We start from the raw sequence: 14,582 nt of genomic DNA, 5'->3' as shown, positions 1-14,582 counted from the left end.
CGCGCGGCGGACGGTGGGGGATCGCAGATGACCCCGTCCGCGATGGCCGGCTCGGACGGCGACGGGCCGGTGCCACTCGACGCCACCGCGTCCTCTCCGGTGGCCTCCCCGACGCTGCCGCTCTCGGCCGTCCGGGACGTACGGCGGGCGGTCCGCTTCACCGTGTGCGGCCTCGCCGACTCCTACGGGGCCGACAGTGAGGACATCGCCCAGGAGGTGCTGCTGGCCCTGCTCACCGCCCACCGGCTGGGCAGGCTCCCGGACCGCCCGGCGGCCTGGGCGCAGACGGTGGCCCGGCGGCGCGCCTGGAAGTCCGACATGGACCGCCGCCGCGAGGTGCCCATCGGCGGCCCCGGCGAACTCGACCTGGTCTCCTCGGCGAGCGGCGAGCGCGGCGACGAGATGGCCGACCTGACCGTCCAGCGGCACCGGCTGGTCGGCTGGGTCCGCGACCTGCCGTCCGAGGTGCGGGCGGTGATGGCGCTGCGGATGGACGGCTACTCCGACAGCGAGATCGCCCGGGATCTGCGGATGAGCCGTTCGCTGGTCAAGGTCCATGCCCGGGAGGGGACCGAGCGGCTGCGCGCCGCCCTGGTCGGCCAGATGGCCGCGGAGATGGCGGCGGAGCAGGCGGAGCGCCGCGCCGAGCAGGCCGAGACCCGCCACGCCGGGCCCGTGCCGGTCTGTCCCGCCCCGGCCGCGCCGCCGCCGTCCGAGGACCGGGCGCTGGCCGGGCTGCCGCCCCGCCAGAAGGAGGTGCTCCGGCTCAGCCGCCGCGGGTACACCCCCGCGCAGATCGCCCGCCTGCTGGGCCTGAGCGCCAACACCGCGCGGGTGAACCTCTACCACGCGCGCAAGCGGGTGCGGCGCGATCTCGGGCTGCTGGACGACCGGCGTCCGGACGACGCGGGCCCGCGGGCGGGCCGGGCATGAGGTACGGCGCGGACACCGCCATCGCGCGTTCCCCTATCGACCGACGAGGAGAGGTGCCCATGGCCCCGGCCGATCCCGGCAGCGGCGCACGGCCCGAGCACGATGAGCACGATGAGTACGGCGAACACGGCGAACGCCGCGAGCCGGGTGAGCACGCGCGCGAGGACCCGCTCGTGACGCCCGCCGCGGCCGGTGGCGACCCGCCCTCGGTGACCGCCGCGTTCGATGACGCGCTCGCCACCGCGGCCCGCGGCGTGCGGGCCGCCTACGAGATCGGCCTGCTGTGGGCCGACGAGATCGGCCGGGACATCGAACACCGGCTCGGCCTCGACGCCGGTGACGAAATGGCCTGGAGCGACCAGCGCTACGGCCGCGCCCTGGCCCTGTGCTCCCGCCTCGCCGAACTGGCCGCCACCCTCCAGGCCCTCCACGACGACACCAGGAAACTGATCCGCACCGGCCCACCGTAAGCGCCGCCGGGCCCGGCCCGGCCCCATGCCCAAGGCGGGTACGGGCCGGGCAGGGGGCCTGGTCGTCTGTGGCCGCATGTCCATCGTGGTGGTATGTCCGAGGTCGAGTGGGGCCGGCCGGCGTCCCCGGGTGGGGACGGCCGCCCGGCCGCAGTAGTGCTGTGGGTCAGGCGTACTTACAGATGAGGGCCTGGCTGACGCCCTGGGAGTGGCTCAGGTAGGTGCGGCTGGGGTCGAAGTGGACGCAGGCCGCCGAGGCGCTTCCGCTGCCCGCGTAGACGAGGTTGGGCGTGCCCCAGCGGTAGCAGCTCAGGCCGCCGTTGTAGAAGCCGATGGTGGAGGAGGAGTTGACCTTCGCGGCGCAGTAGTCGCCGAGGGAGAGCGGGCTGTAGACGACCTCGACGGCCGCCTGCGCGGGGGCGGCCGAGACGGCGACCGTACCGAGGCAGGCGAGGGCCGTGACGGCGATCGCGGCGAGTGTGCGGGTGCGTCCGGGCATGGCGGACCTCCAGATGGGGATGCGGCGAATGACGCCGGAAGGGGGCGCGGGCGGGCATCGCGAAAGCCGGCCGCTGGGGCGAAGGATGGGATGCTGCGAGTCGATACGCTGTGCTGATCGCAGTATTAAATAGGAAACCTTCCTATGCAATGGCCGAGGCGAGCCTTTCATCCCAGCTTTGCCCGTTGTCGTCGCCCGGTCAGGAACGTGCCATTCCGCGCCCCCGCCGCCCGGAAAGGACCCGCCGGGTTTCGGCCGTGCGCCGCCCGGCCGTGCCCTCTCCGGACCTCGCGGAACGCCGCGCCGATTCGCGACCGGGGCCCTGCCCCCATTCGGACCGAAATTGCGGTGGAAAGCGCTTGCGTCGGCGGTGACCTGGGCGAAGATGTTCCGGTCAGCCCTTGACGGGGTGTGGGCACGGCATGTTGCCTTGTATTGGCCATGGCGCGCGTGACCGCGGACGCGTACGACGGGCCGGCGCGGGGGATTGAGACGGTTACCTGCGGAGGTGATGTCGATGCTGATAGACGCGATCCTGCGGAACAAGGGCACGGCGGTGGCGACCGTACCACCCGATGCCAGCGTGCGGCGGCTGCTGGCGGTGCTGGCCGAACAGAACATCGGAGCCGTCGTGGTGTCGGAGGACGGTGCCACCATCGACGGCATCGTGTCCGAGCGCGACGTGGTCAGGCGGCTCAACGAGCAAGGGGCGGAAGTGCTCGACGCCCCGGTCTCGGCGATCATGACCACCGAGGTCCGCACCTGCCCGCCGGACGCCAACGTCGACGAGTTGCGGCGCACCATGACCACGCACCGCATCCGGCACGTGCCCGTGCTGAACGGCGGGCGGCTGGCCGGCCTGGTCAGCATCGGCGACGTGGTGAAGAGCGCGATCGAGGAACTGGAGACCGAGAAGGCCCACCTGGTGGAGTACATCCACCGCTGAGCGCCGGGCGAATCCTTCACGGAGAGTCATCAAGAGCCGTTCGGTGTAGTCAAGTTGTCCGGATTTGCCGGATTCGGCCGGTCCTTTCCGCTTTTTGGCGCAGGGCCGGCCGCCCGGCGGCGGCCTGGAGCGGTCCGAACAAGGGGCGGACAGCCCTAGATGTCGGATTTTTCGTGACTGATGTGATCTAAGTGGTTAAGGTTGTGGATTTTCCCGACATGTCAGTGTGGGAACTGCTATGAAGATACGCGGCCAAGATTTCTGACAGAAGGGGTCACCATGAGCCGCGGATCGCAAGATCCGTCGTACGGCGGTCACCGCGAGCCTGACCATGAGGAGATCTGGGAGCAGACCGGCGCTCTCGACCCTGACTGGTCGGCCGAAGCCGCGGGCTCCCCGGAGCGCGGCGACGGCGACGTGCTGTCGGACGGATGGGACTCGGACGCCGACGAGGAGCCCGCGCCCGAGTCCGATGACAACCTCCACATCAAGACCGGCGTCCACATGGCCCTCGACCCGAGGCTCATGTCGGACGACCGTGAATGGACCGAGGGCGAACGCTGGGACGACGGCTCCGAGCAGCCCAGGGAGTGGGAGAAGACCCACCACGCCGACGACTGGGAGCCCGGCGAGGACGGCGCGGGAACCGAGGAACGGCGGGGATTCCTCGGCGCGGGTGTCCGCCACCAGCACGACTACGACGAACCGGACCCCGCGGAGGACGAGGAGCGCCCGCGCCGGGGCAAGGGCCTGCTGATGGTCGCCGCGGCGGCCGTGGTGGCGGCCACCGCCGGCGGCTGGATGCTGTTCGCCTCGCTCGGCGACTCCTCCGATTCCTGCACCAGTGCCGCGACCTGTGCGTCCGTGGGGCGTCCCGCGCCCACCACGGCGGCGCCCGCCGCCAGCGCCGAGCCGACGCTGGAGGAGACCGAGGAGCCGCTGGAGTCCGCGGTCACGCCCACCTCCGAGGTGTCGGCGACCTCCCCCACGCGAAGCGCGGAGCAGGTGGCCACCCAGCCCACCGCCGCCGAGCCCACGCGGACGAGCGAGGCCCGGCCGTCGCCGACCCGCACCGGCCGGACTCCTCAGGCTCCGAAGCCCGAGCAGGAGCAGCAGGAGCGCCCCAGGCCGCAGGACAGCTCGGCGCCCAAGCCGAAGACCACGACCTCCGTGCCGCTGCCTCCGCCCAGCAAGACTCAGGCGCCGCCGCCCGAGCCGCCGGAGAAGGAAAAAGAGAAGGAGAACGGCGGCCTGCTGGACTGGCTCTTCTGAAGTCGGCCCGGCCGAGGACAGGCGATCGAGCGGGGCCCGGTGGACCGGGCCCCGCTCACGCGTCCGGCGTGCTCGCCGCCGTGGCGGGGGCCGCCGGGACGCGCGGCCCGGTGAAGTCGATCACCCGGTCCGCCCAGCGGTCGAGCAGCACGGTGTCGTGGCTGATGGCCAGCACTCCGGCCCCGGTCCGTTCGCGGTAGGCGTCCACCACTCCCACCAGCAGGGCCTGCGTGGACGCGTCCAGCATCGTCGTCATCTCGTCGCAGATCAGGTAGCGCGGTTCCAGGCTCAGCGCCCTGGCCAGGCACGCGCGCTGGAGCTGTCCCTCCGACACCTCGTGCGAGCGGCGGGTCAGCAGGTCTTCGGTCAGGCCGGTCTCGCGGGCGAGCGCGCGTACCCGTTCGGGGTCCGGGCGGCCGTTGGCCGCCAGCGGCTCGGCGATCACCTCGGTGAGCGTCAGGCGCGGATCGACGGCCTGACGGGGCGACTGGTAGATCAGGGCCACGCTGGTGCGCAGCCGCCGATCCGCCCGCTGCCGCCACCCCCGTACGGTGACGCCGTCCACACTGACCTGCCCGGACCGTGGCCGCAGCATCAGCGCGAGCACCCTGGCCAGGGTGGACTTGCCGCAGCCGCTCGGCCCGGACAGCGCGGTCACCAGGCCCGGCTCGACCGCCAGCGACACTCCGGCGAGCACGACCTTGCGCTGGTAGGCGACGGTGACGTCCTTGGCCTCAAGCATCGGCGGTCTCCAGCGGGTGATGGCAGGCCACGCCGCCGCCGAAGGCGGGCAGCGCGGCGCACGCGTCGTCGGCGCGGGGACAGCGGGGGCGGAACGCGCAGCCCTCCGGCAGCCTGGTCAGTTCCGGCGGCAGGCCGGGGATCGGCGCGAACTCCCGGTCCGGCTGGGCGGCGAGCAGGCCCGCGGTGTACGGATGGCGGGGCCGGGCGAACACCCGGGCGGCCGGGCCCTGCTCCACCAGCCGGCTGGCGTACATCACGGCGATGTCATCGGCCACCTGTTCGGCCGCCCGCAGGTCATGCGTGATCAACAGCACCGCGCGGCCCTCATCGCACAACTCGCGCAGCGTGCCCATGGCCTTCTCGACCAGCGGCCGGTCCAGCCCGCTGGTCGGCTCGTCGGCGAGTACCAGCCACGGGTCCCCGGCCAGCGCCATCGCGTTGGCCACCCGCTGGGCCATCCCCCCGGACAGCTCGTGCGGGTAGCGGTCCAGGTCGGCGGGGCGCAGGCCGTACCGCATCACCAGCTCATCGGCGCGCTGCGCGGAGCCCAGTTCGCGCAGCGCCTCGGTGAGCTGCGCCCGCGCGGTGCGCACGGGGGTGAGGTGCGTCGCCGGGCTCTGCGGGATCAGCCCGATCCGCCGCCCCCTGACCCGCCCGGCCAGTACGGCGGGCGGCGCGGAGAGCAGTTCGACCGGCTCCCCGTCGCCTTCCAGCCAGGCCGCGCCGGACACGGTGGCGTTGCCCGGCAGCAGCCCGAGCAGCGCGTGCGCCAGCACCGACTTGCCGCACCCGGACTCCCCGACCAGGGCCAGGCAGCGGCCCGGCCGTACCGTGAAGTTGGCGTCGCTGACCGCGCGCACCGTCCCGCCGGGGATGCGGAAGGTCACCGTCAGCCCTTCGGCGCGCAGCAGCCGCCCTTGAGTGGTCAAAGCTCCAGCTCCGATCGCTGCCTGGGGTTCAGCCGGTCGCGCAGCCGTTGTGAGAGCACCGCCACGGCCAGCGTGGGCACCAGGATGAACAGGCCGGGCACCAGGCTCGGCCACCAGGCGCCGGTGAGCAGCGAGCGCTGCCCGTCGCTGATCATGTTGCCCAGCGAGGCCAGGTGCGGCGGCAGGCCCAGCCCGAGGAAGCTGAGCGCGGTCTCGTGCCAGATGGCGTGCGGCACCATCAGCACCGTCGCCAGCAGCAGGTGGGGGAACAGGTGCGGCAGCAGGTGCCTGCGCACGACCCTGGTACGGCTCGCCCCGCCGGAGATCGCCGCCTCCACGAACGGGCGCGAACGCAGCGACAGCACCTCCGAGCGGACGATCCGGGCGGCCGTCGTCCAGTGCGTGACGCCGACCGAGACCACCACGGCGGCCGGGCTCGGCGCGAACAGCGCCACGATGAAGATGCCGAACAGCAGGTGCGGCAGCGCGTTGAAGCCGTCCACCACGCGCATCAGCAGCCGGTCGGCCAGGCCGCCCAGGCTGCCCGCGGCCAGCCCGACCAGGCCGCCGATGACCATGCTGACCAGCGCGGCCACCAGGCCGACCAGGAAGGAGACGCGCAGCCCGTAGATGGACCTGACCAGCAGGTCGCGGCCCACCTCGTCGGTGCCGAACAGGTGGGACAGGGACGGCGGCTGCCCGGCCGCGCGCAGGTCCACCAGGCTCTGGTCCAGTTGCACGATCGGCGGGACCAGCGCGACGGCCAGGGCCAGGACGGCGAGCGCGGCGAGCGAGAGACGTACCGGCATCAGCCCACCCCCAGCGTGCGGACCCGGGGGTCGGCGACCGTGTAGGCGATGTCGGCGAGCAGGTTGCCGGCCAGCACCGCCACGGTGCCGAGCAGGGTCAGCGCGGCCAGCAGCGGGAAGTCCACGGCCAGCGCCGCCTGGACCGACGTGCCGGCCACGCCCGGCCAGGAGAACACGGTCTCCACCAGGATCGCGCCGGTCACCAGTTCGGGCATCCGGGCCCCGAGCAGGGTCAGGAACGGCAGCAGCGCCGAGCGCAGGGCGTGCCGCACGAGGATCGTGCGCTCGCGCAGGCCGCGCGCCCGGGCGCCGACCACGAAGTCCTCGCGCAGGGTGCCGATCACCGACTCGCGTACGTACAGGATCAGCCACGACGACTGCGACACGGCGAGCACCACCACGGGCAGCACCATGTGCGCGGCCACGTCGCCGAACGTGATCGAGGTGGAGGCGGCGTCGGTGAGGCCGCCCGCGGGCAGCCAGCCGAGCGTCACCGCGAACACCGAGATCGCCAGCAGGGCGAGCCAGAACACCGGGGCGGCCTCGTTGGCGAAGGCCCCGCCGACGATCAGCCGGTCCAGCCACGATCCGCGCCGCCAGGCCGCGATCGTGCCGATCACCAGGGAGGCGGCGAACATCAGCACCATGGCCGAACCGGTGGCCAGCAGGGTCCAGCCCAGCCGTTCGCCGATGACCTCGGCCACCGGCCGGTGGAAGGACCGGGACTCGCCGAGGTCGCCGCTGACCAGATTGCCGAACCACGCGGCGAACTGCTCGTGGACCGGCCGGTCCAGCCCCCAGTTCGCCCTGATCTGGTCAAGGATCTCCGGGGAGGTGACCAGCGCCCGGTCGCCCAGGTACTGCCGCACGGGGTCGAACGGCGAGGCCTGGGCGAGGGCGAACATCACGATGGTGACGATCACCAGCAGCGGGACGGCGAACGCGACCCGCCAGGCGACCATCCGCAGGACGGCTCTCACGCGGCCGGTCTCCAGGTGTGGATCGTCGCGAACAGCCCGCCGGTGGCGTGCTCGTGCGCGTCCACGCCCGGGGTGATCCCCGTGTACTGGCCGCGGACCACGTAGACGTGCTTGAGGAACACGATGTAGGTCCACGCCTGGTCGTCGTGGATGATCTTCTGGAAGTCGCGGTACGCCTGCTTGCGCACCGCGTCGTCGGCGGACTCACGGCCCTGGTCGAGCAGTTCGTTCACCTTCGGGTTGTTGTAGTGGCCCGGGTTGAAGAATCCCTCTCCGGCGTACTTGGAGTGGAACATCTCGTAGTTGATGTAGTCGGGGTCGTACGGGCTGCCATAGCCCATGATCAGCGCGTCCTTGGCCATGCGCGGCTCGATGGCGTCCCAGTCCAGGCCGGCCGGCTCCACCGCGATGCCGATCTTCTTGGCGTCGGAGGCGACGGCCAGCGCCAGTTCCTTGCGCAGTGAGTCGCCCGCGGGGTACATGAGCGTGAACTCCGCCCTGCGGCCGTCCTTCGCCCTGATCCCGTCGGCGCCCGGCTTGTACCCGGCCTCGTCCAGCAGCCGCTTGGCGGCCTCCTGGTCGGTCCTGCCGGTCACCTCGGGGTTGTGCCAGGCGGTGTCCGGCGAGATGGGCCCGTACGCCGGGGTGCCCGCACCGGCCAGGATCGCGTCCACGATCGCCTGCCGGTCGATGGCCAGGTCGACCGCCTGGCGGATGGCCTTGTCGCCGGTCACCGCTTCCTTCATCGGCCAGGAGATGCCGCGGTAGTCGGCGGAGTGGGCGTCGTACACGGTCAGCCCCTGCTGCCCGCGGAACCCGGCCGCGGCCTTGGGCGGCAGCACGGTCGCGTCGAACTCCCCGGCCCGCAGCCGCGTCGCCCGGACGTTGTCGTCGGGCGCGAACGCGAGCACGAGCCGGGAGATCGCCGGAGCGCCGCCCCAGTAGTCCTTGTTCGCCTCCAGTACGACCTTGTCGCCGGGAGTCCAGGACACGAACTTGTACGGCCCGCTGCCCACGGGCCTGGTCTTCTCCAGCGTCCCCTTGGGCACGATGCCGAGCGTGGTGCGCTGGGGGAGCGGGGCGTAGGGGTGGTGCAGCCGGAACACGACCTTGGCCGGGTCGGGGGCCGCCACCTCCTTGATCGCCGCGTAGTCGCCCCTGATCGGGGAGTTGTTCTTGGGGTCGAGCAGCGCCTCGTAGGTGTACTCGACGTCTTCGCTGGTGAGCGGCTTGCCGTTGTGGAACTTCACACCTTGGCGCAGGGTGAACGTGACGGTCTTGCCGTCCTCGGAGATCTCCGGGGGCGCGGTGGCGAGGGAGGGCTTGAGGGTGAGGTCGGGGGAGCGGGTCATCAGGCCGTCGAACATCATCGACCCGCCGTCGGGGGAGTAGCCGAGCACGGGGCTCAGGTTGTCGAACTCAGAGCTCATCCCGATGACGAACGTGCCGTCGTCGGCCTTGCCGGCCGGTGCGGCGGGGCCTTTGGGTGCGGAGCAGGCGGCGGCGGTAAGCATGCCGAACGCGACAGACAGCGCGATCAGGCGCTTCATTACAGATAACCTCCGAGGTGCGATCAAATCGGACCCTAACCAGGATCGTTCGCAGTTGCAAACAAGTCGCAACTGGGGGGTCCGCGTAGACTCCTCCCGTGAAGCTGAAGCTGGATCTCCACCCGATCTACAACCGGGGCGGCGAGATCGACAAGGCGCTGCGCGGCATCATCGACGAGGCCATCCGCAAGAAGGCGACCGAGGTCGAGATCATTCCTGGCAAGGGGTCGGGGCAGTTGAAGAAGAAGGTCCTGCGCTTCCTGGACCAGAAGGAGATCAAGGCCCTGTACCACCGCATCGACAAGGACTCCAAGAACCACGGCCGGCTGTTCGTCTACTTCCGCCACCGCTGACCGGGCTCCCCGGGGGCCGCGCGCCGGGCGGAAGGCCATGCGGCGGGAAAAGCTGGGTAACGGCCACATATGTGGTGGCCTGGTGTCACGTCTGTGAATCCAGGTGAATGATGCGCTGTTCGTGACGAGTGTCGTGAACGAGTCGCTGGAGCAGCGTATGGGGCAGATAACAATGATCGGTACGACCGCGCTCGCGGCCGTGCTGATGGTCACGGGGCAGGCGGGCGCGCGCGGAGACGCCCGGCTCGAACGGCCCCCAGGGGACGGCAAGGTCGCGGCCTCCCCGGTACAGGACGCCGACGCGACCCTGGCCTACTGGACGGACGCCCGCCTGGCCGCGGTCACCAACGAACCGCCCATCAACGGCCAGTCCAGGGCGACCGCCCCGGCGTCCTCCGGGCGGCCGGGACACGACGATCCGCCCGCGCAACGGCCCCGGCACCGGGAACCGGGCGCCGAGCGTCCGGACCGGGCCGGTTCGCCCGCCGGGCGGCAGGACCGGACCAGGCCCGCACGCGGCCCCGCGAGCCGGGAGGAGTCCGGGCGGCAGGCCCGGGCGCGCTCGGTGAGCCTCGCGCAGCCGGCGGCCGAAGATCCGAGGACCAGAGTCCTCACCAAGGGCGGCGACAGCCGGGGGTACGCGCCCTGGCCCACGCCGTACTCCCGGGACTCACGGTCGCGCATCACCGGGAAGCTGTTCTTCTTCGACGAGGTCGATGACCGGGACGAGAGCTGCACCGCCAGCGTGGTCAAGTCGCAGAGCCGCAACGTGATCAGCACGGCGGCGCACTGCCTGATCAACGGGACCACCTGGTCGAGCCGCGTGCTGTTCGTCCCGGCCTACCGGGAGTCGGGCGGCAGGGTGGAGAAGCCCTTCGGCCGGTGGGCGGCGACGCAGTCGTTCATCCCGCGCCGTTACCTCGACGCGAACGCCGGGTTCAACGTGGACATCGGGCTGGTCGCGCTGGCCCCCGACGACCGGGGCCGCCGGGTGGAGAACGTGGTGGGCGGATTCATCCCGCACATCAGCAGGTCCGGCGCGAAGTTCCCGCCGGTGATCAACCTGGGGTATCCGCAGGAGGGACCGTACAGCGGGGACCTTCTGTACCGTTGCGACGCCCACGTCACCGACCGGAACCACCGGGACGACAACAGCCTGCTGACCACCCGCAACTGCCGTGTGGCGGCCGGTAACAGCGGCGGCCCATGGATCACCCGCTGGCCGCACCACCATCATCCCGGCCCGGCCATCGGCCCGCCGCCGGTCTGGGTGGAAGAGGAGAAGGGCTGGCTGCGTCCCTTGCCGCGCAGCGCCGAATGCCGTCCGGAAGGGCACCATCACTGGTACCTGATCGGCGTTCTGAACAGCGGAAACGGCACCTCGGACGCGGCCAGGCTGCATCCGTCCACCTATGGGGCCCTCGCCGGGCCCGCCGACCGCGCCGCACTGCGCGCGGCCGGCCAGGACCACCGGCTCGCCGTCACCGGCTCCGTCCCGTGCGGGACGCCCGGATCGGCCGGATCGGGTTCCTGACCATACTGCGCCGGGCGGCCGGGCATTCCCGGCCGCCGGTGCCGGGTGGTCGAAACGATGGGGCTGGGCCCGCCGGATGTGCGGTGGGTCCAGCCCCGTTTTCGTCGGCTGCCTCTCGCCGGCACCGTCGCCGGGCGTGTCCGTGCCCCCGCGGAACGGACCTGGCCACGTCACCGGTGCACCGGATCTGTGGTCCGGCCCGGTCGGTGTCGGCGAATGCCGATTCTCATCTGCGGGACCCCGCCGCGGCCGGTTCGCGCGTCGGCCGTGCCGCGGCCGGAGTCCGGTCTTGCCTTCGGGTGTGCGCTCGGCGGGCGCCCGGCGGTGGGACGGCCCGCGGCCGGGCGCCCGGCCGAGCCGCCGGTGACTACCCGGCCGCGACGACGCCGCGCGTCGTGGCGAGCCGCCCGTGGTCACCGGCGTGCCGGGTGACCCTGGTGCCCCCGCAGGTGACCCGGGTACCCGACGCCATGGTGTTCCGGCAGGTCACGCGTGTTCCCCGCATGGTCCAGCTCGTGGACCGGGGTGCGCCGGCGGTCACCCTGGTGCCTGATGCCGTGCCGGTGTGGCAGGTCATGCGCGTTCCCCGCATGGTCCAGCTCGTGGAGCGGGTGCCGCCGCAGGTGACGCGGGTGCCCTGACGGTGCCTGGTCCAGCTCGTGGATGCCATCGTCCAACTGGTGGACCGGGGGGCGCCGGCGGTCACCCTGGTGCCTGATGCCGTGCCGGTGTGGCAGGTCACGCGTGTCCCCCGCATGGTCCAGCTCGTGGAGCGGGTGCCGCGGGTGCCCGGTGACACCGCCTCGGTGTACCACTGCCTCTGTACGGATTCCCCCGTGATGCTCACGTGCTACCCCTTGTTTTGCTCGTTGTTATAGATCGCATGTTCGGTAGAGTTGGCGTGCGGATTCCGGGGTCGCCGGAAACCGGCACGTTCGGGTGGAGGGTCGTCCGCGGCGATGGCGGTCGCGCCCGAAGGCCGCGACGGCTCATGCCCGCGGGCCGCCCCCTTGGCAGGCTGTGGTGGTGAGTGCGCCGCCGGGGCAGGGCGTCTTCGCCGGCCCTGCCGTACCGCGTGGCGCGTGCGCCCAGCGGGTCCCACGGCCTGGTGCGGCCGTGGGCCGATGATGTGGTCCGCTTGTCGCCCGTACCGGCGGCGAAGGCCGGTCGTGGTCGATCAGCGGCCGATCGGCGTCATTCGCCGCCTCGCGTCCGATCGCCGTTGGTGTGCTCGCAGCCGGTCCCCCGTCTGCTTCCGGGAGGGACTCCCCCGTCCCCCGGTGAACCCATCCGAACCGGTCGGCTCCCGCTCGGCCATCCGAATCGCCCCCTGTAGGTCACTCTCACCCCCTGCCGGCTTACATATGGTTCGACGCGGGCGATGGCGGGTTTGTTCGCCGAATCCGGCCGGCAATTTGATCAATATGTCCCCGGCCCCAGGAGACCGGCGGTCAGAGCTTGCGGAAGCCCCGGGCCTCCTCGGCCGCCGCCAGGACGTCGGCGAGCGCGCCCCCGCCGCCCGCCGTGGCCGCCGCGGCCACCGCGCCCTCCACGAACGGGGCGTCGGCCACCACGACGGAGCCGCGCTCCTCCATCAGCCGCGCGGTCAGGACCGAGCTTCCGAGGTCGGGGATGAGCACCACGCCGCCGCCCCGGTCCGCCTTCTCGATCGCGGCGGCGATGCGGTCGGCGCTGGTGCCCAGCCCGCCGTCCTCGTCGCCTCCGGCCGCGGCCACCGTGACCTCGCCGCCGCAGATCTGCGCGGCCATCGCCGCCGCCGCCTCCGCCAGCCCCGCGCTGTGCGACACCAGCACGATCCCCACCATGGGCACGCTCGCCGCGCTCATCGCGAACCGCTCGCCGAGATGTGCAGGGCGCGCATGATCAGGGCGCTGGAGGCCGCACCGGGGTCGAGATGGCCCATGCTGCGTTCGCCGAGGTAGCTGGCCCGGCCCTTGCGGGCGCGCAGCGGGACCGTGGCCCTGGCCCCCTCCTCGGCCGCGCGGGCCGCCGCGTCGAACGCCTTGCGCCTGCCCGCGCCGTCCTGGACCGCCTGCTCCAGGGCCCGTACCGCCGGGATCAGGGCGTCGACCATGGTCTTGTCGCCCTCCTCCGCCGACCCGAGCGCGCGTACCGCGGCGAGCCCGTCCGCGAGCGCCGCCGCCAGTTCGGCCGGGCTCACCTCGGGGGAGTCGCCGAGGGTCTTGCCCGCCTGCCGGAAGAAGGTCCCGAACAGGGGGCCGGACGCCCCGCCGACCTTGCGGATCAGGGTGCCGCCGAGCAGTACGAGCGCGCCGCCGGGCGTGCCCGGCGGCCGGGCGGACAGCGCCGTGCGCACCGCGGTGAAGCCGCGATCCAGGTTGGCCCCGTGGTCGGCGTCGCCGATCGCCGCGTCCAGGGCGGTCAGGTGCTCGCGTTCGGCGGCGACCAGCCGGGTGATCTCATCGATCCAGTCGGTGATGAACGCCGTGTTCACCGGCGCGCCTCCTCAGAGTCCCCAGCGCAGCCCGGGCGTCCGCACGGGCGCGTCCCACAACCGGGTGAGTTCGTCGGTCAGCGTGCAGACGCTGACCGAGAAGCCCTGCATGTCCAGGCTTGTCACGTAGTTTCCGACCAGGCTGCGGGCCGCGGTCGCGCCGTGCTCGCGCAGGTAGGCGTCCACCTCCGCGAAGGCGATGTACAGCTCGATCAACGGGGTGCCGCCCATGCCGTTGACCAGCACCAGCGTGTCGCCCGACAGCGGCAGGTGGGCCTGGAGGGCGTCCATCGCCACCCGCACCAGCTCCCGGGCGGTGCCCGCGGGCGCGCGGGAGCGGCCCGGCTCGCCGTGGATGCCGATGCCCAGTTCGACCTCGCCCTCGGCCAGCTCGAAGGTCGGCTTGCCGGCGGCGGGCGTGGTACAGGACGACAGCGCCACCCCGAACGAGCGGCTGCGCGCGTTGACCTCGTTCCCGATCGCGGCCACCTCGGCGAGCGGCGCGCCCTCCTCGGCCAGCGCCCCGGCGATCTTCTCCACGAACAGCGTCGCGCCGGTGCCCCTGCGCCCGGCGGTGTAGAGCGAGTCGCGTACCGCCACGTCGTCATCGACCAGCACGCGGGCGACCTCGACGCCCTCGTCGGCGCACAACTCGGCGGCCATCTCGAAGTTGAGCACGTCGCCCGTGTAGTTCTTGACGATGTGCAGCACGCCCGCGCCGCCGCTGACCGCGGTCGTGGCCTCGACGATCTGGTCGGGCACGGGGGAGGTGAAGATCTCTCCTGGGCAGGCCGCGTCGAGCATGCCGTATCCCACGAACCCGGCGTGCAGCGGCTCGTGGCCCGAACCGCCGCCGGAGACCAGGCCCACCTTGCCCGGCCTCGGGGCGTTCGCGCGGTAGACGACGCGGGTGTCCAGGTCGACGCGCAACTCGGGGTGGGCGGCGGCGAGGCCGGTGAGCGCGTCGGTCACCACGGTGTCCACGGCATTGATGATCTTTTTCATCGGGCTCCCTCGTCCGGGGATGCTGCCTCACCGACCACCCTGTGCCCGCAGGCGTCATCGCGCAACCGTGTCACGATGTGCG

General features: G+C 72.3%; 16 protein-coding genes. 7 read left to right on the top strand and 9 right to left on the bottom strand.

Going from position 1 to position 14,582, the window contains the following annotated elements:
- Nucleotides 1–27 precede the first annotated feature (27 nt).
- Nucleotides 28–933, top strand: coding sequence for a sigma-70 family RNA polymerase sigma factor (locus ACH34R_RS00630; RefSeq protein WP_397559317.1), 906 nt, complete (start codon nt 28–30; stop codon nt 931–933).
- A 59-nt stretch (nt 934–992) separates the two neighbouring features.
- Nucleotides 993–1,403 (top strand): hypothetical protein, encoded by a 411-nt coding sequence (locus tag ACH34R_RS00625; protein WP_397559316.1) that lies wholly within the window; start codon nt 993–995, stop codon nt 1,401–1,403.
- Between the two features lie 166 nt (nt 1,404–1,569).
- Here the strand turns inward: ACH34R_RS00625 and ACH34R_RS00620 are convergent, their stop codons facing one another.
- Complete coding sequence (locus ACH34R_RS00620) at nt 1,570–1,902, bottom strand: hypothetical protein (RefSeq protein ID WP_397559315.1); 333 nt, start codon at nt 1,900–1,902, stop codon at nt 1,570–1,572.
- Between the two features lie 517 nt (nt 1,903–2,419).
- Here ACH34R_RS00620 and ACH34R_RS00615 point away from each other — a divergent pair.
- Both ACH34R_RS00615 and ACH34R_RS00610 read left to right on the top strand, forming a co-directional pair.
- A complete protein-coding gene (locus ACH34R_RS00615; protein ID WP_397559314.1) occupies nt 2,420–2,848 on the top strand; it encodes a CBS domain-containing protein in 429 nt (142 codons plus the stop codon).
- Nucleotides 2,849–3,127: 279 nt separating this feature from the next.
- Complete coding sequence (locus ACH34R_RS00610; protein WP_397559313.1) at nt 3,128–4,120, top strand: hypothetical protein; 993 nt, start codon at nt 3,128–3,130, stop codon at nt 4,118–4,120.
- A gap of 55 nt (nt 4,121–4,175) precedes the next feature.
- Here the strand turns inward: ACH34R_RS00610 and ACH34R_RS00605 are convergent, their stop codons facing one another.
- The 5 genes from ACH34R_RS00605 to ACH34R_RS00585 are packed head-to-tail and all read right to left on the bottom strand — an operon-like array spanning nt 4,176 to nt 9,132.
- Nucleotides 4,176–4,862, bottom strand: coding sequence for an ABC transporter ATP-binding protein (locus ACH34R_RS00605; RefSeq protein ID WP_397559312.1), 687 nt, complete (start codon nt 4,860–4,862; stop codon nt 4,176–4,178).
- A complete protein-coding gene (locus ACH34R_RS00600) occupies nt 4,855–5,793 on the bottom strand; it encodes an ABC transporter ATP-binding protein (protein ID WP_397559311.1) in 939 nt (312 codons plus the stop codon). Before ACH34R_RS00600 ends, ACH34R_RS00605 begins: the two co-directional genes overlap by 8 nt.
- Nucleotides 5,790–6,602, bottom strand: a complete 813-nt coding sequence (locus tag ACH34R_RS00595; protein ID WP_111168730.1) for an ABC transporter permease — start codon at nt 6,600–6,602, stop codon at nt 5,790–5,792. The genes ACH34R_RS00600 and ACH34R_RS00595 overlap by 4 nt, the downstream gene beginning before the upstream one ends.
- The gene (locus ACH34R_RS00590; protein ID WP_397559310.1) at nt 6,602–7,582 is read right to left on the bottom strand and encodes an ABC transporter permease; all 981 of its coding nucleotides are present in this window, start codon (nt 7,580–7,582) and stop codon (nt 6,602–6,604) included. The genes ACH34R_RS00595 and ACH34R_RS00590 overlap by 1 nt, the downstream gene beginning before the upstream one ends.
- Nucleotides 7,579–9,132 carry an ABC transporter substrate-binding protein gene (locus tag ACH34R_RS00585; protein WP_397559309.1) on the bottom strand — a complete coding sequence of 518 codons (1,554 nt, stop codon included), beginning with the start codon at nt 9,130–9,132 and terminating at the stop codon, nt 7,579–7,581. The genes ACH34R_RS00590 and ACH34R_RS00585 overlap by 4 nt, the downstream gene beginning before the upstream one ends.
- A 98-nt stretch (nt 9,133–9,230) precedes the next feature.
- Between ACH34R_RS00585 and ACH34R_RS00580 the strand changes: the two genes are divergently transcribed.
- From ACH34R_RS00580 to ACH34R_RS00570, 3 genes are all read left to right on the top strand, one after another.
- Nucleotides 9,231–9,485 carry a Smr/MutS family protein gene (locus ACH34R_RS00580; protein ID WP_113980633.1) on the top strand — a complete coding sequence of 85 codons (255 nt, stop codon included), beginning with the start codon at nt 9,231–9,233 and terminating at the stop codon, nt 9,483–9,485.
- 121 nt (nt 9,486–9,606) lie between these two features.
- Nucleotides 9,607–11,019 carry a hypothetical protein gene (locus ACH34R_RS00575; RefSeq protein WP_397559308.1) on the top strand — a complete coding sequence of 471 codons (1,413 nt, stop codon included), beginning with the start codon at nt 9,607–9,609 and terminating at the stop codon, nt 11,017–11,019.
- Nucleotides 11,020–11,318: 299 nt separating this feature from the next.
- Nucleotides 11,319–11,660: a hypothetical protein gene (locus tag ACH34R_RS00570; RefSeq protein WP_397559307.1), complete on the top strand. Its 342-nt coding sequence runs from the start codon at nt 11,319–11,321 to the stop codon at nt 11,658–11,660.
- Nucleotides 11,661–12,470: 810 nt separating this feature from the next.
- Here ACH34R_RS00570 and dhaM read toward each other — a convergent pair.
- From dhaM to dhaK, 3 genes are read right to left on the bottom strand one after another with little or no spacing between them, the layout of a single operon-like run.
- Nucleotides 12,471–12,866 carry a dihydroxyacetone kinase phosphoryl donor subunit DhaM gene (gene dhaM, locus ACH34R_RS00565; RefSeq protein WP_397559306.1) on the bottom strand — a complete coding sequence of 132 codons (396 nt, stop codon included), beginning with the start codon at nt 12,864–12,866 and terminating at the stop codon, nt 12,471–12,473.
- A complete protein-coding gene (gene dhaL, locus ACH34R_RS00560) occupies nt 12,863–13,495 on the bottom strand; it encodes a dihydroxyacetone kinase subunit DhaL (protein WP_397559305.1) in 633 nt (210 codons plus the stop codon). The genes dhaM and dhaL overlap by 4 nt, the downstream gene beginning before the upstream one ends.
- 12 nt (nt 13,496–13,507) lie before the next feature.
- Nucleotides 13,508–14,500, bottom strand: coding sequence for a dihydroxyacetone kinase subunit DhaK (dhaK, locus tag ACH34R_RS00555; protein ID WP_397559304.1), 993 nt, complete (start codon nt 14,498–14,500; stop codon nt 13,508–13,510).
- Nucleotides 14,501–14,582: the final 82 nt, after the last annotated feature.

The organism is Spongiactinospora sp. 9N601, from assembly GCF_044326295.1.
Lineage (GTDB): Bacteria > Actinomycetota > Actinomycetes > Streptosporangiales > Streptosporangiaceae > Spongiactinospora > Spongiactinospora gelatinilytica.
The sequence above is the reverse complement of the archived record's forward strand: the minus strand, read 5'-3'. Positions and strand labels throughout refer to the sequence as shown.

Excerpts from the sequence above, each read along its gene's own strand:
- ACH34R_RS00630 (WP_397559317.1), top strand. The coding sequence starts at position 28 with ATGACCCCGTCCGCGATGGCCGGCTCGGACGGCGACGGGCCGGTGCCA.
- ACH34R_RS00625 (WP_397559316.1), top strand. The coding sequence starts at position 993 with ATGGCCCCGGCCGATCCCGGCAGCGGCGCACGGCCCGAGCACGATGAG.
- ACH34R_RS00620 (WP_397559315.1), bottom strand. The coding sequence starts at position 1,902 with ATGCCCGGACGCACCCGCACACTCGCCGCGATCGCCGTCACGGCCCTC.
- ACH34R_RS00615 (WP_397559314.1), top strand. The coding sequence starts at position 2,420 with ATGCTGATAGACGCGATCCTGCGGAACAAGGGCACGGCGGTGGCGACC.
- ACH34R_RS00610 (WP_397559313.1), top strand. The coding sequence starts at position 3,128 with ATGAGCCGCGGATCGCAAGATCCGTCGTACGGCGGTCACCGCGAGCCT.
- ACH34R_RS00605 (WP_397559312.1), bottom strand. The coding sequence starts at position 4,862 with ATGCTTGAGGCCAAGGACGTCACCGTCGCCTACCAGCGCAAGGTCGTG.
- ACH34R_RS00595 (WP_111168730.1), bottom strand. The coding sequence starts at position 6,602 with ATGCCGGTACGTCTCTCGCTCGCCGCGCTCGCCGTCCTGGCCCTGGCC.
- ACH34R_RS00585 (WP_397559309.1), bottom strand. The coding sequence starts at position 9,132 with ATGAAGCGCCTGATCGCGCTGTCTGTCGCGTTCGGCATGCTTACCGCC.
- dhaM (WP_397559306.1), bottom strand. The coding sequence starts at position 12,866 with ATGAGCGCGGCGAGCGTGCCCATGGTGGGGATCGTGCTGGTGTCGCAC.
- dhaK (WP_397559304.1), bottom strand. The coding sequence starts at position 14,500 with ATGAAAAAGATCATCAATGCCGTGGACACCGTGGTGACCGACGCGCTC.